Annotated in this window: 21 protein-coding genes; 13 read left to right on the top strand and 8 right to left on the bottom strand. The window is 65.3% G+C overall.

Annotated features, from left to right (window positions below):
- The first annotated feature begins 328 nt into the window (after positions 1-328).
- The 9 genes from Q9R13_RS04460 to Q9R13_RS04420 all read left to right on the top strand — a co-directional run bounded on the left by Q9R13_RS04460 (position 329) and on the right by Q9R13_RS04420 (position 10,009).
- The gene (locus tag Q9R13_RS04460; RefSeq protein WP_310963881.1) at positions 329-1,378 is read left to right on the top strand and encodes an aromatic ring-hydroxylating dioxygenase subunit alpha; all 1,050 of its coding nucleotides are present in this window, start codon (positions 329-331) and stop codon (positions 1,376-1,378) included.
- Between the two features lie 25 nt (positions 1,379-1,403).
- Positions 1,404-2,900 carry a PucR family transcriptional regulator gene (locus Q9R13_RS04455; RefSeq protein ID WP_310963880.1) on the top strand — a complete coding sequence of 499 codons (1,497 nt, stop codon included), beginning with the start codon at positions 1,404-1,406 and terminating at the stop codon, positions 2,898-2,900.
- A gap of 246 nt (positions 2,901-3,146) precedes the next feature.
- Complete coding sequence (locus Q9R13_RS04450) at positions 3,147-4,163, top strand: aromatic ring-hydroxylating dioxygenase subunit alpha (RefSeq protein WP_310963878.1); 1,017 nt, start codon at positions 3,147-3,149, stop codon at positions 4,161-4,163.
- Entirely contained in the window at positions 4,160-4,642 is a 483-nt protein-coding gene (locus Q9R13_RS04445) for a hypothetical protein (RefSeq protein WP_310963877.1), read from the top strand. Before Q9R13_RS04450 ends, Q9R13_RS04445 begins: the two co-directional genes overlap by 4 nt.
- The gene (locus tag Q9R13_RS04440; protein WP_310963876.1) at positions 4,639-5,574 is read left to right on the top strand and encodes a PDR/VanB family oxidoreductase; all 936 of its coding nucleotides are present in this window, start codon (positions 4,639-4,641) and stop codon (positions 5,572-5,574) included. The genes Q9R13_RS04445 and Q9R13_RS04440 overlap by 4 nt, the downstream gene beginning before the upstream one ends.
- A gap of 206 nt (positions 5,575-5,780) precedes the next feature.
- Positions 5,781-6,746, top strand: coding sequence for an amino acid ABC transporter permease (locus tag Q9R13_RS04435; RefSeq protein WP_458295164.1), 966 nt, complete (start codon positions 5,781-5,783; stop codon positions 6,744-6,746).
- A gap of 50 nt (positions 6,747-6,796) precedes the next feature.
- A complete protein-coding gene (locus Q9R13_RS04430; RefSeq protein WP_310963875.1) occupies positions 6,797-7,552 on the top strand; it encodes an amino acid ABC transporter ATP-binding protein in 756 nt (251 codons plus the stop codon).
- 135 nt (positions 7,553-7,687) lie between these two features.
- Entirely contained in the window at positions 7,688-8,533 is an 846-nt protein-coding gene (locus tag Q9R13_RS04425; RefSeq protein ID WP_310963874.1) for an ABC transporter substrate-binding protein, read from the top strand.
- A 27-nt stretch (positions 8,534-8,560) separates the two neighbouring features.
- Positions 8,561-10,009, top strand: a complete 1,449-nt coding sequence (locus Q9R13_RS04420) for an aromatic amino acid ammonia-lyase (RefSeq protein ID WP_310963872.1) — start codon at positions 8,561-8,563, stop codon at positions 10,007-10,009.
- A 56-nt stretch (positions 10,010-10,065) separates the two neighbouring features.
- On the opposite strand, the gene Q9R13_RS04415 is transcribed toward Q9R13_RS04420, so the two are convergent.
- From Q9R13_RS04415 to Q9R13_RS04405, 3 genes are all read right to left on the bottom strand, one after another.
- Positions 10,066-11,049: a PucR family transcriptional regulator gene (locus Q9R13_RS04415; protein WP_310963871.1), complete on the bottom strand. Its 984-nt coding sequence runs from the start codon at positions 11,047-11,049 to the stop codon at positions 10,066-10,068.
- Positions 11,050-11,086: 37 nt separating this feature from the next.
- On the bottom strand, positions 11,087-12,463 hold the full coding sequence (locus tag Q9R13_RS04410) for an IS1380 family transposase (RefSeq protein ID WP_310961739.1): 1,377 nt from the start codon (positions 12,461-12,463) through the stop codon (positions 11,087-11,089).
- Positions 12,464-12,567: 104 nt separating this feature from the next.
- Positions 12,568-13,185, bottom strand: coding sequence for a PucR family transcriptional regulator ligand-binding domain-containing protein (locus Q9R13_RS04405; protein ID WP_310963870.1), 618 nt, complete (start codon positions 13,183-13,185; stop codon positions 12,568-12,570).
- A 392-nt stretch (positions 13,186-13,577) separates the two neighbouring features.
- Between Q9R13_RS04405 and Q9R13_RS04400 the strand changes: the two genes are divergently transcribed.
- Both Q9R13_RS04400 and Q9R13_RS04395 read left to right on the top strand, forming a co-directional pair.
- Positions 13,578-13,745 (top strand): hypothetical protein, encoded by a 168-nt coding sequence (locus Q9R13_RS04400; protein WP_310963869.1) that lies wholly within the window; start codon positions 13,578-13,580, stop codon positions 13,743-13,745.
- Between the two features lie 87 nt (positions 13,746-13,832).
- Positions 13,833-14,417 carry a dihydrofolate reductase family protein gene (locus Q9R13_RS04395; RefSeq protein WP_310963868.1) on the top strand — a complete coding sequence of 195 codons (585 nt, stop codon included), beginning with the start codon at positions 13,833-13,835 and terminating at the stop codon, positions 14,415-14,417.
- A 50-nt stretch (positions 14,418-14,467) separates the two neighbouring features.
- On the opposite strand, the gene Q9R13_RS04390 is transcribed toward Q9R13_RS04395, so the two are convergent.
- Together Q9R13_RS04390 and Q9R13_RS04385 are read right to left on the bottom strand one after the other, a co-directional pair.
- Complete coding sequence (locus tag Q9R13_RS04390; protein ID WP_310963867.1) at positions 14,468-15,112, bottom strand: FABP family protein; 645 nt, start codon at positions 15,110-15,112, stop codon at positions 14,468-14,470.
- Positions 15,113-15,208: 96 nt separating this feature from the next.
- Positions 15,209-15,685 (bottom strand): MarR family winged helix-turn-helix transcriptional regulator, encoded by a 477-nt coding sequence (locus Q9R13_RS04385; RefSeq protein WP_310963866.1) that lies wholly within the window; start codon positions 15,683-15,685, stop codon positions 15,209-15,211.
- Between the two features lie 228 nt (positions 15,686-15,913).
- Between Q9R13_RS04385 and Q9R13_RS04380 the strand changes: the two genes are divergently transcribed.
- Both Q9R13_RS04380 and Q9R13_RS04375 read left to right on the top strand, forming a co-directional pair.
- Complete coding sequence (locus tag Q9R13_RS04380) at positions 15,914-16,276, top strand: YciI family protein (RefSeq protein WP_310963864.1); 363 nt, start codon at positions 15,914-15,916, stop codon at positions 16,274-16,276.
- Positions 16,277-16,299: 23 nt separating this feature from the next.
- Positions 16,300-17,592: an RNA polymerase sigma factor gene (locus Q9R13_RS04375; protein ID WP_310963863.1), complete on the top strand. Its 1,293-nt coding sequence runs from the start codon at positions 16,300-16,302 to the stop codon at positions 17,590-17,592.
- 29 nt (positions 17,593-17,621) lie between these two features.
- Here the strand turns inward: Q9R13_RS04375 and Q9R13_RS04370 are convergent, their stop codons facing one another.
- From Q9R13_RS04370 to Q9R13_RS04360, 3 genes are all read right to left on the bottom strand, one after another.
- The gene (locus tag Q9R13_RS04370; RefSeq protein ID WP_310963862.1) at positions 17,622-18,485 is read right to left on the bottom strand and encodes an aldo/keto reductase; all 864 of its coding nucleotides are present in this window, start codon (positions 18,483-18,485) and stop codon (positions 17,622-17,624) included.
- 84 nt (positions 18,486-18,569) lie between these two features.
- Complete coding sequence (locus Q9R13_RS04365; RefSeq protein ID WP_310963861.1) at positions 18,570-19,571, bottom strand: crotonase/enoyl-CoA hydratase family protein; 1,002 nt, start codon at positions 19,569-19,571, stop codon at positions 18,570-18,572.
- Positions 19,572-19,573: 2 nt separating this feature from the next.
- A complete protein-coding gene (locus Q9R13_RS04360) occupies positions 19,574-20,353 on the bottom strand; it encodes a PIG-L deacetylase family protein (RefSeq protein WP_310963860.1) in 780 nt (259 codons plus the stop codon).
- Positions 20,354-20,392 lie beyond the last annotated feature (39 nt).

Below are 20,392 nucleotides of genomic sequence, written 5' to 3'. Positions count from 1 at the left end.
CCATCCATGGTGCGCTTGGCTCCGTTCCAATGACCTCTTTGAGCCGCTGGCTCAACCCGAGCGCACCGCCGCGGTCGGCGACATGGGCCATGTCGCCGTCGTGAGTATCGAGAGTGCTCACCGAGGAGCTGGGCGCATCCGGAGCTCGGTGTACGTCTGCCGCTGTGACACTGCGTCGCTGGAACGATTCGCCGCATCGGACCAGCCGAAGTAGGTCCCTGCACAGTTGGCGCCTCGGAAGCCGGGCAGATGCCCATACGTCTGGAGAAAGGATGGCCCTAGCATCGAAGCCAGACCTCCATGTAACGCAAACTTGGTAGGAGAGATTGTGCGTATCCAGCCGGCGCCGCCCGAGGTGCATGATGAGTTCTACGACGCTGCGGGCAGGTTTTGGCTCCCCGTCGCACGCTCGGTCGACGTCCCCATCGGGGGGAGACTCGCGAGTCGCCTTCTGGGCGAGGATCTCGTGGTCTGGCGCGACTATCACGGCCAGGTGACGGTGCTGGATAATTTGTGTCTGCACCGCGGCACGATGCTCTCCGATGGAGAGGTCACTGGTTCTGGAAACCTCGCATGTCCCTACCACGGCTGGGAATACGGATCTGACGGAGCGTGTGTTCGCATTCCGCAACTTCCACCAGAGACCAAGATCCCGTCGAAGGCGCGCGTTGGCGCTCACCCGGTCCGTGAGCAGAACGGTTTGATCTGGACCCGCCTTGCCTCGTCAGGTGAGGCGGAAGCTGACGTGCCGCCCTGTCCGAACTTCGGCGAAGCGGCCTGGACCTTCCATGTGGGCACCCCAAGCGATTGGCACTGTCAAGCGACCCGCATGGTCGAGAACTTCTTGGACGTCGCCCACTTCGGTTACATCCACGCAGACACGTTCGGAAACCCCGACGTCTCGAGCGTGGTGCCCACCTCGGTGAGAACCAGTCCGGACATGCTCCACATCGATGCAAAGGTCCCCTACCTGGCGCGTGACCCTTGGGGAAAGCCACCTGAGGGCCAGGATTTCGCGGTCGTCGACGTCGAGTACGACTACCACTACGACGTTCCCTTTACGGCCTGGATTCGCGGGGTCACGAAGGGTGACGAGTACATTCTCTTTGTATCGGCGGCACCACGGACGGTCGCGGAGACCACCGTCTTCTGGGCTTTTGGCGTGCCAGACAGTCTCCAGGTCTCCGCTGACGAGATCGAACGGCGCGAGAACGCAGTGTTCAGCCCCGACCGATTCATCGTCGAGGGGCAGCGTCCCGAGTGGCTCCCGTTGGACCTGGCCGCCGAGTTGCACATGCGGTTCGACTCGATCGGCCTCAACCTGCGCCGATCTCTGAACCACCACGGGTTCCCCGTCGTCTCCCTGCTGCGAGCATGACGTTGTGGCCTTGCGGCGTGCTCGGATGGGCCAGAGGGACTCGCTGGCGTTCGTAACACTCCGCAGCCTCCTCGGGGCTCCGCTCTCACTGGAACCAATCTCGTCGTGGTGCCAGCACACCGACATGCCAATCAACTGGGTCTCAACGACTGAGCTGCACGACCCCAGCCGGTTCTTGCGAGCCGGTGACCTCGTCCTGACGACGGGGATCAACAACAGAACAGGCGAACAGCAGGCCGCGTTCGTCGACAGCTTGCTCTCAGTGCCGGTGGTGGCCCTTGGGTACGGCGTGGGACTCATCGACCAGCACATTCCGGAACACTTGGTGCACCTGGCCGAGCGAGGTGGACTCGCACTCTTCGAGGTCCCGGTAACAACACCGTTCACCGCCGTGAGTCACTGGGTAGCCGAGGAACTCTATGCATCCCGTTACGCCGCAGTGCAAAGAGCAACTGAGATTCAGGCTGAGTTGACGCGTGCCCTTCTGGGGGAGCAAGGGCTGGAGCCGATCTTGTTGCGCCTCAGCCAGTTGACGGGGAGTGAATGCGCAGTCATCGATCGGCGTGGAGACCTACTTGCCTCCGAGCCGGCGTCGGTCGAGTGGGAGCCGTTGTCGGATATGCGCGCGAGGGCTGGCGTGATCGGCAGTGAGGTCACCCTGACGCCGATTGAGATCGAGCGTGTTGTGGTCGCCTACCTGGCGTTGCGGCATTTTGCGATGCCCACCCCGGTCGCACCATTCGTCGCGGGGCTTATCGGGCTCGAGCTCGCGCGGCGACAGGCGATCCTCACTGGGCGGCGTGAACTACTCGGCGAGGTGCTCGACGACGCCATTCATGAGGTTCTCGCGGGGCCTGAGATCGCACGCAAGCTGCAGGCACACGGTGTTGGGCTGACTTCGACGTACCGCGTCCTGGTCGGGACCGCAGATGCTGGCCCGACGCAACTTCGGTCGATTCCTTGGAACCTTTCCGACCTTTTCAGGGACGAAGGCGACCGAATCCACACCGCCCTCATCGGCGACATGATCATCGCCCTCATTCCCGCAACAGACGACGCGTCGACGATTGCCCACAAGTTCCACCGCCAACTAAGCAGCGTTGGCCGCGGGGCGTCAGTGGGGGTAGGTCAACCACACAGCGGGACGCGTGCCATCCGGATCGGCTTCCACGAGGCGCACGATGCGATGTCGCGTGGCGCGGGCATCAGAATCGCTGAAGGCCTCGACGTCACCAGCCTCTTGCTCAACAGTGTGGACACGCCCGTGAGAGAGGTAGCACAGGCCACTCTGCAACCGTTGCTGGACTACGACAAGAAGCACGCAGGCTCCCTTGTCGTGACACTCTCCACGTATCTCAGATCCGGCTGCACCCCCCATGTCGCCGCAACAAGGCTCAACGTCCACCGCAACGGGCTCCAGTACCGCCTTCGCAAGATTGAGGCTCTCACTCGGCACGACCTGACTTCATTCGAAGACCAGGTGCGGTTCTGGCTGGCCCTCACGGCTCTTGGGATCACGTAGCGCTCGGGCGCCGGCCGCTCCCGGCCGCCCTGCGCCGCAGGCATGGACCCGCAGGGTGGTGTGCGGTCGCACACCGTTCGCGCTACACCCCGGCCGATCGTCCATCCCATTGGCGGTCGTCCCGTTCATAGACTCGGCGCACTCGGCGCGCCTGAGAGTGCGCTGCTCGATCCAGCACAACCCCCGTGCCACCGGCTCGAGAGTGTCATACGGCTGAAGAAGTCGAAGAGATCCTGTGGAGGCCTGATGTCGCAGTACATCACCGAGACCTGGTACGTCGCAGCCTGGTCGGAGGAGATCACCGGCAAGCCGATTTCCCGGACGATCTGCGGCAAGCCTGTTGTGCTCTTCCGGTCTGACGGCGAAGCCATCGCGTTGCACGACGCCTGCGCGCATCGCCAATATCCGCTGTCGGCCGGCACCGTGATCGACGGCCACCTCCGCTGTGGATACCACGGGTTCGAGTACGGGGCCGACGGAGTGTGCGTGCGTGTGCCTGGACAAGACGTCATTCCGGGGAACACCCACGTGCGTGCATACCCGGTGGTGGAGCGAGACGGATGGGTCTGGATATGGCCGGGTGACCCGGACAACGCCGATCGCGAAAGTATTCCTGCGACGACCTGGCTATCTGATCCCGAGTGGGACGGGGTGCGCTTCACCAACCGGTACGAATGCAGTTCTGGACTCCTGCACGACAATCTTCTCGACCTGACCCATGAGGCCTTTCTCCACGAAAGTTCCATCGGCGACGAAGCTGTCTTCACAAACGGCATCACTGTCGAGGTGACCGCGGCGGCCGTCGTCGTCGACCGTTTCATGCCGCGGTGCCATCCTTCGGACCTGTATGTCACAGCAATGGGGGTCAAGCCGCCGGTGGATCGGTGGCACACCACGGAGTTCAACCTTCCGAATCTGCACGTCATCCACTGTGGTGTCGGTCAGCCCGGTGCATCTCGGAAGGATGGCTACCACCTCGAGGTGCTGAATGCGATCACCCCGGAATCGGAAACCAGTTGCCACTACTTCTACGCCAACGTTCGGGACTTCGCGATCGGCGACGAGCAGATCAACGGCATCATGCGAGCGTCTTTGGAGAAGGTTCTCGAAGAGGACAGATTCGCACTCGAAAAGCAGCAAGCGGTGCTGGATGCCGGAAACGCCGGCGGTCCCGATCGACTGATCGCTCAGGATGCTGGCGTCGCAAGGGCCCGACGGATGCTTCGTCAGATGATCGAGGCTGAGAATCGCGAGCGGCAATGAGGCTCCTGGTCCGCGCTGGCACACGCGAAGTTGGCGGTCGGCCTGCCCGTGAGTTCCTGGTAGGCGGTCCGGACACGCCCGGCCGAGAGGCTTGGCTCTGGGACTTGTCGTTCGTCTCCCCAGCCACAACATGTGACGCTGCGGAAGTCGGTCTGCTCACGGTCGACTTCGATGATGTACCCGAGAGAGTGTGCCTCCGATTCAACGAGCGCATGCTCACGGCTGAACTCGCCACCACGCGTGTACCCCCGCACGAGCCGCTGATTCTCCGCCGACAAGTCAGTGAACTGGTCGTCATCGTTCCGCGTGACGGAGGCGTCGTCGAAGACGCCAGGATGGTCGAGGCTGGAGACACCCTCGTGGTCGAGGGCCCCGACCCGGCCCAGATCCGCTTAGCCGTGACTGGCGACACTCCGGCCACGATGCTGATCGGATGGCTCCGTCGTCGAGACGGAAAGCCCGTCCGGTGGATGCCGTGAGTACCGCATCGATCAAGGCGGTCGTACGCCAGATGCGACTGGAGAGCGTGGACGTCCTCAGCATCGAGTTCGCTCCAGTCGCCCCAGCAGTCTTTCCCCACTGGGAGCCGGGAGCACATGTCGACGTCCATCTCCCCGGCGGGATCGTCCGTCAGTACTCGCTTTGCGGTGACCAGACGAACTGGCGTATTGCGGTTCTTCGCGAACCGCTCAGTCGCGGTGGTTCGGCGTTTATACATGAGTCGTTGCGCCCCGGTGACTTGATCTGGCTTTCCGAGCCACGGAACCATTTCGGACTCGATGACGCGATGTCCTACTACTTCGTCGCCGGCGGAATCGGCATCACCCCCATCCTGCCCAAGCTGGCAGCGGCTGGTGTGCGAGGCGCTCGTTGGCACCTCCTGTACGGCGGTCGCCGGCGGGATTCAATGGCGTTCCTCGACGAGCTGTCCCGCCACGGAGAGCACGCGACGGTGCTTCCGGAGGATGAGTTCGGTCTGCTCCCCCTGCGCGAGCGACTGACGGCGGTCGAACCGGAAACGTCCGTTCACGTGTGCGGGCCCCCGCCCCTCATCAGGGCCGTTACCGACGTCTGCGCTGACCTCGGCATGTCGAATCTGCACGTCGAGAGATTCTCTGCAGCCGTCGCCCCGGAAGTCGAGCGCTTCGCCTTCCAGGTGGTGGCGCGAAGGAGCGGAACGACGGTGGAGGTCCGCTCGGACCAAAGCATCTTGGAGGCCCTCGAGCAAGCCGGAATCGAAACAATCAGTTCCTGCCGTGAGGGAATCTGCGGCACCTGCGAGACGAAGGTGATGGCGGGGTCAATCGACCACCGAGACTCGCTGCTGACCAAGGACGAGCAGGCAGCAGAAAACACGATGATGATCTGCGTCTCCCGATGCACCGGCCAAACGCTAGAGCTGGACATCTGACGTGGCCGGACGTCTTCAGGGCGCATGCACGAGGGCATCGCATGTGCACATGACCACTTGGCTGCTGGCATCACCTGACAAGCGCCTACAGCGGTCGACGCGGTCTCGCACTACAGTCGCCAATATCACATGGCGCAAATTCCGGGGGTGCCTATGAAAGATGGCCACCGGTCGCTGAGCGATCGCCGAACCCGTTCGAGGCAGACATGACGACGATTGAACCGATACGTGGGGCTCGCGTTGCGAGCGGAACGTCCACAAGTTGGAACGAAGCGAAGAGATTCGCAGTGGTCCCGGCCCCACATCCTGGGCGTCGCGTCCTCATGGTGGTGAGTGCAGTCCTGGCAGCTGGCCTGGTCACCACCTTGGTCACGAATCCGCGCTATCAGTGGGGGACGGTCAACGAGTACTTGTTCGCGCCGCAGATCTTGAGGGGTCTTCGGATGACGATCGTGCTGACTGTTGTCTCCATGGCGATCGGCATCGCGTTGGGGATTGTGCTGGCGGTGATCCGACTTTCTCCCAGCAGATTGGCCAGCGGGCTGGCGGGCGCATACATTGCATTCTTCCGAGGAACTCCGGTCCTGGTTCAATTGATCTTCTGGTTCAACTTGTCGGCGCTGTATCCCAAGGTAGCGGTGGGAATTCCATTCGGGCCTGAGTTCTTCCTGGTAAATGTTAATGTCCTGGTGACGCCCTTTGTGGCCGCGGTTCTGACGCTTGTTCTCAACGAGGGCGCATACATGGCGGAGATCGTGAGATCTGGGATCCTTTCGGTCCCGGAGGGCCAGACATACGCCGCGACGTCGTTGGGGCTTAGCAGACTGCGAACCATGCGCTGGATCGTTCTACCTCAAGCCATGCGGGTCATCGTGCCTCCAACAGGGAATGACGTGATCAGCATGTTGAAAACGACCTCGATCGTTTCAATCATTGCACTTTCGGAATTGCTCTACTCGGCCCAGGCGATCTACACGAGGACATATGAGACTATTCCGCTTCTGATCGCGGTGAGCATCTGGTACCTGGTCGCCACCTCGGTCCTGACGCTGGGACAACAGTACCTCGAAAGGCGCTTCGGGCGAGGAACTTCTCGGACGGTGGCCACTGGAAAGTGGGCTGTGCTGAGAAATGTATTCTCGACCAGGCGTCCGAAGGTCGCGGTCCAGTGATGGCGCCGGAAGTCGTAGCTCACAAGTTCGAATCCCGCAGCCACGACCCCATGATGCGAGCACACGATGTGCACAAGTTCTTTGGTTCCCTGCACGTATTGGACTCGGTTTCTCTCGAGGTGGCCCGGGGTGAGGTCGTTTGCATCATCGGACCATCCGGGTCGGGCAAGTCCACGTTCTTGCGTTGTGTCAATCATCTCGACAAGATCGACGGCGGACAAATGTCGGTTGACGGAGAGCTCGTCGGATATATCGAGCGCGGCGGCAAATTGCACGAACTGCCTGAACGCGACCTGCGGAGACAACGCGCGGATATCGGGATGGTGTTCCAGCACTTCGACCTGTTCCCGCACATGTCCGTCACCGAGAACGTCTGTCTTGCCCCTGTGCTTCTCAAGCGGAAATCGAAGGCGGATGCGCGCGGTGCTGCGGTGGACCTGCTGGAGCGGGTCGGCCTGGCCGACAAGCTCGAAGCCTATCCAGTGCAGCTATCTGGTGGGCAGCAGCAGCGAGTCGCGATCGCCCGAGCGTTGGCAATGGAACCCAAGCTCATGCTCTTCGACGAGCCAACCAGTGCCCTCGACCCTGAACTGGTCGGTGAGGTACTCGCGGTGATGAAGGAGCTGGCTAGTACCGGTATGACGATGATCGTGGTTACCCACGAGATCGGCTTTGCCGGCGAAGTGGCAGACACCCTCGTCTTCATGGACCGCGGCAGGATCGTCGAGTCTGGGGACCCGCGCACCGTCATCTCGCAGCCTCGAGAAGAGAGAACGAGGGCGTTCTTATCGCAGGTGCTCAGCTGAACACGTTGTTTCTCAGTAACGCCATGTACGGAGCGAAACGGGATCGTTCCTCCCAACATTTGCAGGGGCGCGGATCCTCCACGTCACGGAAAAGGAATAGCCATGAGAAGAAGTTCAGGAGCCATGATTGCTGCGATGGCGGCGGTCGCGATCATGGCGACCACCGGATGTGGCGCCATTGAATCAGCGGGTGCGAAGGCGAACACGAAGAACGTCGCGGTACCTGCATCGCTGTCAGATGGCGTGCTGCAGGTCGCGACCGACCCGACGTATCCTCCGTTCGAGTACCGAGACTCGGTCACGAACGAAATCATCGGAATAGATCCTTCGCTGGCCAGGGCCATCGGCAAGGAGCTCGGCGTGAAGGTCGACTTCAAGGTCATCGGATTCGATACGCTGATCCCAGGCCTGGATGCTGGGCGCTTTGACGTTGCGATGTCCGACGTGGGTGACTCGGCAGACCGCCGCAAGAAGGTCGACTTCGTTGACTATGCGAAGACACTCGATGTCTTGTTGGTCCCACGAGGCAGTTCACTGGTAGCTGCGGAATCGATGGCGGACTTGTGCGGGCACTCCATCGCCGCGCAGCTTGGAACCCTCGAGATCGGCTGGCTCCAAGCGGCTTCCGCGAAGTGCGTGAGCAACGGGAAGCCGGCGATCTCCGTCAAAGTCTTCCCAGGGTCGCCGGCGGCACTTCTGGCTCTTACGACCAATCGCGTGGACGGGTTCATGAGCGACAGCGTTGCCGCAGCTTTCACGATGAAGACATCAGCCGCCGCCAAGCTGACAATCGCGAAGCTTCGATATGAATACGGCGGACTCCTCGGCATCGCGGCACCGAAGGACGACGTACAGCTCCAAAAGGCTCTTGCGGGTGCACTTGCCAAGATCATGGCCAACGGCACCTACGGCAGGCTCATGGACAAGTACGGACTTCGCGATCTGAAGTTGGACGCACCTCGGCTGAACCAGGGCAAGTAGGGATCGGGCGCTGTTAGGGTCAGGGCTGTGGACATCAGGCCGAATGGGGCCGTGCCCCTCACCGGCTCACAGTTGACGGTGGACACACTTGTCGCCCTCGCTCGCTCGACCCGCGAGGTGACCCTGTCGGCAGCCGCCGAGGAGCGGATCCGGCACTCCCGCGAGGTGCTGTTGAGCCAGCAACGGGCACGAGTGATCTATGGACGGAACTCCGGAGTTGGGGCGCTCAAAGGCACGGCTGTCCCCAACGACGTGTCTTTCGACCTCAACATGCTCCGCAGCCACGCGACGTCGGGCGGCGGCGAGGTGCCTGCGGAGACGATCCGAGCCATGATGGTCATCCGAATCAACCAACTGGCCAGGGGCGGAGCCGGTGTAAGTCTGGATGCGTGTCGACGGTTGGTCGAACTCGTCAATCGCAACGAGTACCCGCGCATCTATTGGGGTGGCGCACTCGGAACGGGGGATATGCCGCAACTCGCGGCGGTCGGGCTGCTGCTCGCGACACCGTCGTCGAGTACGGAGCCCCAGGGGCGGGGTTCCTTGGCACGAGGTGATGCAATCGGTCTGATAAGCAGTTCGGCCCTCACTCTCGCCGACAGCGCCCTGGCAATTCACGGCATGCTGCGCATGCTCAAGGCGTCCACCGTCGTCGCGGCCTTGACATGGTTGGCCGTTCGAGGAAACCGGGAGCACTTCAGCGACGCGGCCACCCCATCGTTGCGTACGCCGGACGCGATTCGTGTTGCCCGCTGGTTGACCAGCCTTCTTGGGGACGAGGTGTACGCCGCGCCAAGGGTCCAGGAGAGTTTCGCCCTGCGCGTGTTCCCCTCGAGCGTCGGCGCCGTCCTCGGCGTCAGGCAACAAGTCCTCGGGATCACTGAGGAGCTGATCAACGCCTCTGTCGAGAATCCTCTGATCGACGCGTCAGCCGGGGTTGTCGTCCACCACGGTGGGTTCTACAACCTTGATCTTGCGTTGGCGCTTGACTCGGCTGCCATGGGGTTGGCCCATCTCTCGACCTTCGCATTGAGCCGGATCGGTCTCCTGACGAATACCTCGAATACAGGCGTTCCGGAGTATCTCGGCGACGGCTCTCCGGGTTCGTCGGGGGTGATGATGCTCGAATACCTGGCAGCGTGGCATGTCGCGTCGATGCGCGCTGCGGCGAATCCAGCGAGTGTCCAAGTCGTCAGCGTCTCGCACAACGTCGAGGAGAACGCTTCCTTCGCGAGTGTTTCTGCCCACCGGCTTGCCGACCTTTGCTCGTCCTATGCCTCCATCGTTGCCTGTGAGCTCGTCACCTCCGTGCGCGCACTTCGACTTGCCCGGATCACTCCATGCGGTCCGCGTCTCACGGCCGCCCTCGCGATCTGTGACGATCTACCTGCAGATCTCGCGGATCGTGACCTGACGGAGGACATAGCTGCCGCGACCAACCTGTTGTCTTCGTTGGCGGACGCGCTCGAAGGCTGAACGGTGGAAGGCGACCTAGATCGTCGAGATGGTCGTGGAGCCTCCAGATGACGGCGTCAAGTCAGGTCCAGGGCGGCGAGCGACATCCAGAGCCGGACGCGGTCGTGAAACGAGGACAGATCCTGACCCGTGAGCGCCTCGATCTTCTGCAGGCGATATTGGAGACCGTTTCGGTGAATTACCAATTCGGCTGCTGTCGACTGCGGCGCGCAGCCAGACGCAAAGTACGCACAGAGCGTCTTTATCAATGCTCCGTCATGGTCTTTGTCATAGTCCAGCAGCGGCTGGAGAGTCGCGCGAGCCACGTCTTTAACCGGAGTGTCGGCGCTGCTGAGGAGGAGGCTCGCAACGCTGAGACCTTCGGCGGCGTGAACGCCCCGTCCGACTTGAAGGGCGCTGCGTGCTTCGTGGAAGCCGATCCTGACTGCACGGGCACCCGTGTGTGGCTGACTGATGCCCACGCTTGCGTTCGCGCCGAGACCGTTCAGCTGACGACAAAGTTGATCTGCGAGAGGTGCGGCATCGCGGTCGCCGGGGACAAGCGCGACGACGCAGTCGTCCACGAGTCCTGTCCGGATCTGGTCATCTCCCTCATCGAGCAGGGCGTCAAGACTCCATGGCACGCGGCGCAGTTTCTGAGGGTCAGCATCGACGCTCCCCACGAGGACGCGGATCGTCGCCGCGACATCGATTCCGTGAGCACGCAGCTTGCGACCGACCTCCGGCCCTGCGATGACACCGTGCACGACGTCATCAAGCACCTGGCCGAGAAGCTCGCGCCGCCCGGTCAAGATCGCTTGGCGTCGCGCGAGCTCCAACCCGATCAGTCCGGCGACGAACGGCGTAACCGGCGTGGGTGCACTTGAATGGCGCATGCACAGATAGGCGACCTCGAGCTGCTCGATCTCTATGGGGGTAACAGTGATGCCGCTTGAGCCTGGATCCACCGACGGTGAATTCGGATCTCTGAATTCCTGATGGTGGGGCGGCTTCGGCGAGCGAGGCGTGGCTGGCCCGCCGGCCGGTGCCGGCTCTTCCACGTAGAGGTCCTCGGTAGTGCCGTCGCCGGCTGGGTGGTCAGGTCGCGACGGCGGTTGGCGGGTCGGTCGCGGTCGACCACAACAACTCCCAACTGCTGGCCCATGGCCAGTGTTGTGGCAGGTGCACGACCAGACGCCTGCCGGTGGACGCGATCCGGGCGGGGATGTTGATGATCCGGGTGCGCAGGGTGGCCCAGCGTGCGGTCCGCAGCGAGGCTGCGACACCGGTGGCACGGGCGATGTTGAACGCGAGCACGGCGTGCGCGACCCAGGCGGCGTTCGCTGCGTACTTGCCCGATGGCAAGTGCGCGAGCGGCCCGTCCTTGAGCTCGGCGATGACTTGCTCGACCAGGGCGTGGTCACGATGACGCTGATCGGCCTCGATCATCGACAGGATGCTGTTGGTGATGAACGCGTGGTGGCGGTAGGCGGCGAACAGTTCGCCCTGCTCGGTCCCGTCGCCGGCCAGCGGTTGCAGTCGCTTGACCCGGCGCACGACCAGCCGGCACGCGACCTGCTCGGCCTTGCGGCGGCCGGTGAAGGCGGTGAACGGAATCTCGGCGACCTCGGCGTCGCTGACCCAGCGGTCCTCGGCCTCGTCGTAGACGGCGTTGGGGTAGGCGATCGGCGTCCAAGCGTCCTCCTCGATGCTGGCGATCGCCTTCACCACGGCCGGGTTCATCCGGGCGGTCACGCTGAACCAGGCCCGGTGGCGGATCGCGGTGCCCACGAAAGCCCACCCGTAGTAGGCCGAGTCCGCCCGGCACAGCACCTGGCCCTTCACCCCGGCAGCACGGGCAGTGGTGATCGCCTGGGCAAGCAGACGTCCGGCACCGGTGTGGGAAGCGGTGTTGCCCTTGCGGAGTCGGGCGCGGGCAATCATCGGCGCCGCCAGCGGGGTGCTGATCGTGGCCAGTTGCAGGTTCAGACCGCGGACCCCGGAGTAGCCGAACGCGGCGCCCTGCTTGGCGTGCCCGTGGACCTCGCGGATGGTGTCGTCGACATCGAGGAACGCGATCCCCTCGCGGCCGTGGGAACCGGCGATCAGGTCGGGGACCCGGACGGCGAGTCCGGCGAGGATGTCGGCACCGATCTTGTCGAGCTGTTGGACGTGGCCGTGGGTGAAGCAACGCAGGAACGTGCCCAGCGTCGAGGGCGCCCGCACCCCGGCGAACAACCGGCTCATCCCGCCGTGCCGCAGCAGGTCGAGGTCATCGATGGAGTCCGCGCCGGCCAGCATCCCGCCAATCACAGCCGCGGACTTCGCGGCCGCGTTGGCCGAGGACACGCTCAGCTCGTCGAGCAGGTCGTACAGACCCGCGGACTCAGCCAGCCGAAGAGCCGGAACCAGGCCCGCCGCCGACACCAGGTTGGGATCATCGAAGACAGGGCGGATCGTGTGAGAAGGTTTCACTTACGAGGTGCCCTTCGTGAGCGGCGGATTCGGACCCTAGACAAGCCCGATTCTCCCGTCCCACAAGGGCATCTCTGCGTTACGGCACGCTCACGACCCGACACTCATCGGTGGATCAGGGTTGAGTCGTCGACGGCCATGTCCCGCAGTTCCGCAAGTGGTTCCCACTCAGACCTTGGTGGCTGCGCAGCGAGCATCGCCCCCCTCCGGTCGACGACGGCGCATTCGGCCCTGGTCATCTGGCTCAATCTCAGCAGCAACGGATCCAGACCGAGCTCACTCAAGAGAACGCGGGTCAACTCGCCTTGAATCTCGGTGGCGCGCTGCACGGCCGCATACCGCTGTGAATAGAGTTCCTCAGCGACCCAATGGCTAACCGCGGTGAAGGGACTGGTCACTGGAACTTCGAACAGTGCGAGGCCCTTCTCTTCGGCCAACGCAACCATGTGCGCGGGCACACGATCATCGATGAACCCGATTCCGTAACCGACGGCGGCGACGGGCACCGAAACCAGGCTGTCTACGAAACGCGATTGCTGCGCGGCGGTCCGGTTGCTCAGTCCCGTGGTCAGCACAAGGTCACCGGGCCGGAGGAACTGACTTGGGTCTTCGAGCTCCGTCGTGGAGACCCAATTGATTGATGCCGCGCAGCCCGAACAGGTCGAGGAGACAGCGAGCAGACCGAGCGGCGATGCCAAGAGGTCCGCCACTGTGACCGGCACCAGATCAGTCTGCGCGGCCAGGCCAGCGCACGTCAAGACGGACGGACAGCGACTTGACGCAACCAAGAACAGCGTGCCCCTTCTTGGCGCACGTCTGGTGTCACGCGTCTGAAGTTGGTTTACGGGTGGCGTGGGGTTGGCTCAGCGCCGCCTGGCTCCACGGCGCAGGCCACCACGTGCCTGGGTCTTTCAGGTCGGCACCACCCGCGACGTCCGCGACCGCCAGGTCGCACCAGGCTCAGATACCCGCCTCACACTCGCGGTCGGGGGCGGCATCGGCAACGTCGCCACCGTGCTCCATGAACCGGCAGAGGAAGGACTCGACATCGCCACCCTGGTCTCACTCGCCGGCTACGCACTGTCATTGCTCAAGGTCCTGATAGAACGAGCACATGGGCCATGCTGCGGTTGTCGTGATTGGCCTGGTCCTCATGGTCGCGTTGATCGTCGGACTCGATGTGGCCTTCCTGCGCGATCACTTCGCGCTGCGGTTGGTGACAAACGTGGCGATCGTCGGGGTCTTCGCCGTCCTCTATGTGGTCTTCGGCAACCGGCGCTGAGGTGCTGGCGGACCCGCTATCGTCCGTACGCCGGCCTGCAGGTAGCAACCGGCCAGGAGGTTCGCGGTGTCGGACACGACGTGTCACATGTCGATCTCGTTGGACGGGTTCGTCGCGGGGTCGGGCCAGAGCCGGGAGGCTCCCCTGGGCAGGCGAGGTCAGGAGCTACACCGTTGGCACCTCGGCGACCCACGGGCCAATGATGCTGACGGGCTCGCCACCGAGTGGCTCATGCGACCCCGCGGTGCATATGTGATGGGCCGGAACATGTTCGGCCCGGTCCGAGGGGACTGGGATGAGGACTGGTCGGGCTGGTGGGGCCCCGAACCGCCGTACCACGCGCCGGTGTTCGTGCTGACCCATCACCCCCATGATCCGATCCAGATGGACGGGGGGACGGTCTTCCACTTCATCACCGAGGGGTTCGACGTGGCCTACGCCGCAGCGTGTCGGGCGGCGGGCGCCGACGGGGTGGACATCGCGGGTGGGGCCTCGACCGTGCGGCAGGCGTTGGACGCCGGGGTGATCGACGAGCTCACCCTCGACATCGTGCCCGTCCTGCTCGGTTCAGGCGAGCGCATCTTCGATGGGGTCGAGTCCTTCGGCTTCGAGCCTGCTGAGGTGCTGCACTCTCCGCTGGCCACCCACATCCGCTATCGCCGCGTCGGCTGACTCGTCCGGGGCCACGGCCAGGTCCTCGCAGGTCGGAACCTCAGACGCGGTCACCGACCGATGTCGACACTCGGGTGGTAGCGCTTGACGCGATGCAGCGTGTTCTGGTCGGTGTGGTGCATCTCGGTGCCGGTGGCCGCGAGCCGGAGCAACAGGTCCGAGGTGTAGCTGCAGCTGCCGTCGTCGTTGAACGCGAAGGTGCTGGTGAAGTCCTTGATCTCCGCCCGCTCCATCAGGTAGCGGTTCTGCAGGATGCCGTACGACGGGTCGCCGGGCTTGGCGTCGAAGTGGAGGGTCCGGTCGTGAGGCCCAGCATCGCTCCCGGCCAGGATCGCGATCCCACGGCCGAACACCACGTTGCGGATGACCTGCCCGTTGGCCTTGTCCCACAGCAGGAAGCCGATCTCGTCGTGAAACGGATCCATGGCCTCCTCGCCGTGGCGCCATGCCGTCATGTGGTAGCTCAGGCCCCAGAGCGTCTGCTGGCCGTTCTCCTGGACCGGGATCGGTGTGAAGGCCGCCTTCTCGAAGTACCTGGTCTGACCCGTCACGTCGTCCTGGTTGTGGTAGGAGAGGTCGAGGCCGACGTCGCCCTCCCACTCGCCCACGAAGGGGGTCAGCGGCCCGAGCTTCTGGGGGCCGCGCACCTCGACATCGGCGTGGTCGACGGCTGGGTGCCGTTCGAGGATGCTCATGGTTCTCCTCCACTGGGTCGATAGGCCCATTCTCCGCCCAAGTGTTGCGTGACGCAAGGCTTGCGCAATGCAACACTCGAACCCACCCGGTTCCGCCTACAGCGGCAGCCGCCCGGTCGGTGAGTCAGCACCTGTGGCGGCGAGGGTCCGGTGCACCTCCTCCAGCACCGCTGCGCACGCGGCCCGTTCGCCCGGATCGAGTCGGTCCAGCACCTTGCTCAGCTGCCGACGACGGCGATTCGTCACCTGGCGGACCACCCGACGGCCGGCGTCGGTCAGCTCGAGCGTCACGACGCTCCGATTGTCCGGATCCACGCCGCGGACCAGGTGCCCCGAGGCATGCAACCGATCGGCCAACCGCGTCACCGAGGAGCCGACCACGCCCAGGGCCTCTGCGCACTGGGTAGAGCTTGCTCGCCCCAGTGCCCGAAGCACGAGCAGTAGCCGATACTGGGACAGCGACACCTCCCCGTCCTCGACGCTGCGCAGGGCCACCCCGACGAGATCCCGGGTGGCGACCTCGAAGGCCCGCAGCTCTTCGGCCGATGTCTTCGACGGCTCGCCTCGTGCCACGGCGCGAGTATCGCACGCTGAGAGGCGCAGTCGGGCGATCGGCTTCGCACCTGCGGATGCGGCCAGTCCTGGGGCGAGCGCCCTTTACGCAGGTGCAGTCACTACGCAGGATGTGTACGTCGTCTCGAACTGACTTCGTGCTCGATGTCGAAGAGCGGCGGCGCCGTTCGACGTACGTGCGAGGACAGACCCCAGCAACCAGAAGGAGTGATCAGGATGCCGCGTTTCATGGGCTTTGTGAGGATGGAGGAGGGCATCGGCACGCCGCCGCAGTCGCTCTTCGAGGCGATGGACGCCCACATCAGTGAGCGGGCCGCCAAGGGCGTGTTCCTGGACGGTGGCGGGCTGTACGGAACCGAGGACGCGGTGAACTTCGTGGTCCGCCAGGGCGAGGTCACCCGCGTCGACGGGCCGTACGCCGAGGCGAAGGAGATCGTCGGCGGCTGGGCCCTGATGAAGTACGACGCCCTCGAGGAGGCCGTGGCCGACCAGCGGGAGTTCGCGGAGCTGCACGCCAAGCACTGGCCCGAGGTGACCGTGGTCGCGACCCTTCGCCAGATCTCCGAGGGTCCGGAGGCGCCCGTCGACTGACCGGGAGTCACTACGCTGGTCCGGTGCCGGCGGAGACCAGTTCGGACGACCCGCGCGAGGTCGTTGTCGCCGCGTGGCGGGCCGAGTCGGCCCGCCTCGTCGGCGCTCTGGTCCGGATGACCCGTGACCTGGAGCTCGCGGAGGACCTCGCGCAGGACGCGCTGGTGGCCGCGCTCGAGCAGTGGCCCGCATCCGGCGTACCGGAGAACCCACTCGGCTGGCTGATGACGACTGCCAAGCGACGCGGCATCGACCACTTCCGGCGCGCCGACATCCTGCGCCGCAAGCTCGCGGAGCTTGAGCACGCAGGCCGGGGTGAGGAGGAGGACATGCCCGACCTCGATGCACAGGTCGACCACATCGAGGACGACGTCCTGCGGCTCGTCTTCCTGACCTGCCACCCCTCTCTGACCGCCGAGTCCCGGGCGGCGTTGACGCTGCGGCTCGTTGGAGGTCTCACCACGGCCGAGATCGCGCGCGGGTTCCTCGTCGGTGAAGCGACCATGGGGCAGCGGATCTCTCGGGCCAAGAAGACCCTGGCTCAGGTGCATGCCGAGCTGGAGGTGCCCGCCGGACCCGAGCGGACCAGGCGCCTCGACGACGCGATGGCCGTGATCTACCTGATCTTCAACGAGGGCTACAGCGCCACCGCCGGCGAGGACTGGATGCGGCCGGATCTGGCGAACGAGGCGATGCGTCTGGCACGGATGCTGGCCGACCTCGCGCCCGACGAGCCGGAGGTGCTCGGACTGCAGGCGCTGCTGGAGATCCAGGGATCGCGGATGCCCGCCCGCCTCGACGAGGCGGGTGCGCCGGTCCTGCTGGAGGCGCAGGACCGGACGCGATGGGACCGATTGCTGATCCGGCGCGGGTTGGCTGCCCTCGAGCGGGCCGAGTCTCTCGCCGCCCGCGGGAAGCCGATCGGCCGGTACTTCCTGCAGGCCTCGATCGCCGCCCAGCATGCCCGCGCCGAGCACGCCGAGGACACGGACTGGCGCCGGATCGCCGCGCTCTACGACGTCCTGGGGCAGGCGGCGCCCGGACCGGTCGTCGAGGTGAACCGAGCGGTCGCGCACGGACGGGCGTTCGGCCCCGAGGCGGGGCTCGACGTCCTGACGGACCTGGACGCGACGGCGTTCACCGATTCACCGCTCTTGTCGAGCGTGCGCGGGGACCTGCTCGAGCGGGCCGGTCTCCACGCTCAGGCGGGTGCGGCGTTCACCGAGGCAGCCGCGCGCACCAGGAACCAGAGCGAGCGCGCCGTGCTGCTCCGCCGGGCGGAACAGAACCTGACCAAGGCCTCCCGGCCGGGCTGAGCCGGGTCTCGGGTCCGGGCGGGTGAGCCTCAGCCGCCCAGGTTGTTGAGCTGCTCGATCTCGTCGGGGTCGAGCTCGATCCCGGCCGCGGCGGTGTTCGACTCGAGATGCCCGAGCTTGGAGGTGCCCGGGATCGGCAGCATCACCGGCGAGAGGGCCAGCAACCAGGCGAGTGCGATCTGGGTGGTGGTCACGTCATGCGCGGCGGCGATCTCGGCGAGCGGGCCGGTGTCGCCGGTGTGGTCGGCCACAGGACGCCACGGAATGAAGCCGATGTCGTGGGCCTCGCTGTGGGCGAGGAGTGCGTCGGCGTTGCGGGCGCCGAGGCTGAAGCGATTCTGCACGGTCGCGATCGGCGCGACGGCCTGGGCGGCCTGCAGCTCGTCGACGGTCACCTCGGAGAGCCCGATGTGCTTGATCTTGCCCTCGTCCTTGAGCTTGGCCAGCTCGCCAACCTGGTCCTCCAGGGGAACCGCAGGATCGATGCGATGCAGCTGGAACAGGTCGATCGCCTCGACCTTGAGGCGGCGCAGGCTCAACTCGGCCTGTTGGCGCAGGTACGCCGGCACCCCCACCGGGGTCCAGATGCCCGGACCCTGCCTGGTCAGTCCCGCCTTCGTCGCGATCACGACCTCGTCTGGATAGGGGTGCAGTGCCTCGGCCAGGAGCTCCTCGGCAACGACGGGGCCGTAGGAGTCGGCAGTGTCGAAGAAGGTGATCCCGAGCTCGACGGCGCGGCGCAGGACCGCGATCGCCTCGTCGTGGTCCTTGGGCGGACCCCAGATCCCCTCGCCGGTCAGCTGCATCGTCCCGTAGCCCAGACGGACGACGGGAAGGTCGCCGCCGATCGAGAAGGTTCCGGACTTGCGGGCAACGTCGGTAGTGGAGGTCATGCCTGAGCCAACCACGACGTGGCGATGACGATTCCCCGAAGGGGGCTCGGGCCCTGGTGGGCGCTCGGACATCGCGAACGCGCGTCAACCCTTGTTGGTCGACGGCCCGGCATCGTCGTACGGCGCGGCGTCACGCTCGCGGACAGCCTGCCGGAACCCGACCTCGGCGGCTCGCTGCTGGAAGGCGTAGCCCTCGCGGGTGTGCCGCGAGATCCCGTCGAACACGGTGGAGATCAGCCGGCTGTTCGCCACGCCCTGCGCGAGCAGCGCCGAGTTCAGGGCGAGCTTCACCATGACGAGCTGGTTCAGCGGCATCGCGGCGATCCGCTGCACGAGGATCTCGGTGCGCTCATCGAGTGCGTCGGGCTCCGGCGCCTCGATGGCCAGGCCCCATTCGGCAGCCTCCCGCCCGTTGAGGCAGTCGCCGGTGAGGAGCAGCCGTTTCGCGCGCTGGTCGCCGAGGCGGTGTGCCCACAGCCCGGCGCTGGGCACCCCCCAGACCCGGGTGGGTGGGTACCCGATCTTGGCGTCGGCGGCGATCACGATCTGGTCGCAGTGCAGTGCGATGTCGGTTCCGCCGGCGACACAGAAGCCGTGGATCTTCGCCACGGTGGGCTTGTCGGCGTGCAGCAGCGAGGCGAAGCCGCGGGTGAAGCGGCTCATCATCGCGTAATCGACCATCGGGTCCCAGGTGCCCGCAGGATCATGGTTGGCACTCTGCACCGCCGGGTCGAGGACGGTGCCCGCGCCGCCACGGGTGACCTCCCTGCCATCCCTGAGATGCTCGGCCGACGCCGCGAGGTCGTAGCCGCCGCAGAACCCCTTGCCGCGCCCGGACAGGACGATCACGTGGACGCGCGGATCCAGGTCGGCCCGCTCGACGGCGTCGGCGATCTCGACAGGGGTGTCGGCGGTGATCGAGTTGCCCTGCTCGGGCCGGTTGAACGTCAGCCGCGCGACCCGACCGTCGACCTCGTAGGTGAGCGTGCGGTACGTCGGGGCGTCGTCCGAAGGCGGGTCGGTGTGGGCGAAGGGGGAGTCCTCGCCCTCGTGGACCGCGTGCCGCCAACGGGGGCTCTCGTCCACGGTCAGCCGCCCCAGCCCATCGGGAAGACCTCGAACGGGGCCGCGAAGGCGACCCCCATCCGCTGGCCGTTGGCGCGCGAGATCCCCTCGAGGAACTCCCGCGGGTCGAACTGCTCCCAGCCGAGTCCCTCGATGTAGGCCCGATGCGCCTCGAGCGATGCCACCCCGGCGTCGAACGTCTCCGTCGTGTCGACGCCGTGGGTGGACAGCGGTGAGCTGGCAGCCCAGACCGCGCGTACGCCCGACCACGGCTCCAGGCCCAGCGCGCCGGGCGTGCTCCCCACCGGTTCGAGCTGCTCGTGGAAGATCCACCGGTTCGCGGCGTCCCGGACGGCGTCGAGCACCGCCCGACCCACCGCGATGTGGTCGGCCTGGTTGAGATTGGTGCCGCCGAAGGTGTCGCGGAAGTTCCCGGTGATGACGATCTCGGGCCGGTGCCGGCGTACCTCCTCGGCCAGGATCCGGCGCAGGTCCACGCCGTACTCGACGATGCCGTCGGGCCGGCGCAGGAAGTCGACCTCGTCGACGCCGACGACCCGGGCGGACGCGACCTGCTCGGCCTCACGCACCTCGCGGCACTCGTCTGGCGCGATCCCATCGATGCCCGCCTCGCCGCTGGTGACCATGCAGTAGACGATCCTCTTGCCCTGGCCGGTCCAGCGGGCGACAGCGGCGGCGGTGCCGAACTCCATGTCGTCGGGGTGGGCCACGATGCACAGCGCGGAGCTCCAGTCCTCGGGGAGCGGCTCGAGCGGCTCGGGACGGGCGGGTTGCTCGGTCATGGCCCCAGCATGCCACCGAGAACCATTGCAAGGAGTCTT

Origin of the sequence: Nocardioides marmorisolisilvae (assembly GCF_031656915.1) — a bacterium.
In the GTDB taxonomy this organism is placed as follows: domain Bacteria; phylum Actinomycetota; class Actinomycetes; order Propionibacteriales; family Nocardioidaceae; genus Marmoricola; species Marmoricola terrisoli.
This window is presented reverse-complemented; position numbering and strand designations above follow the sequence as displayed.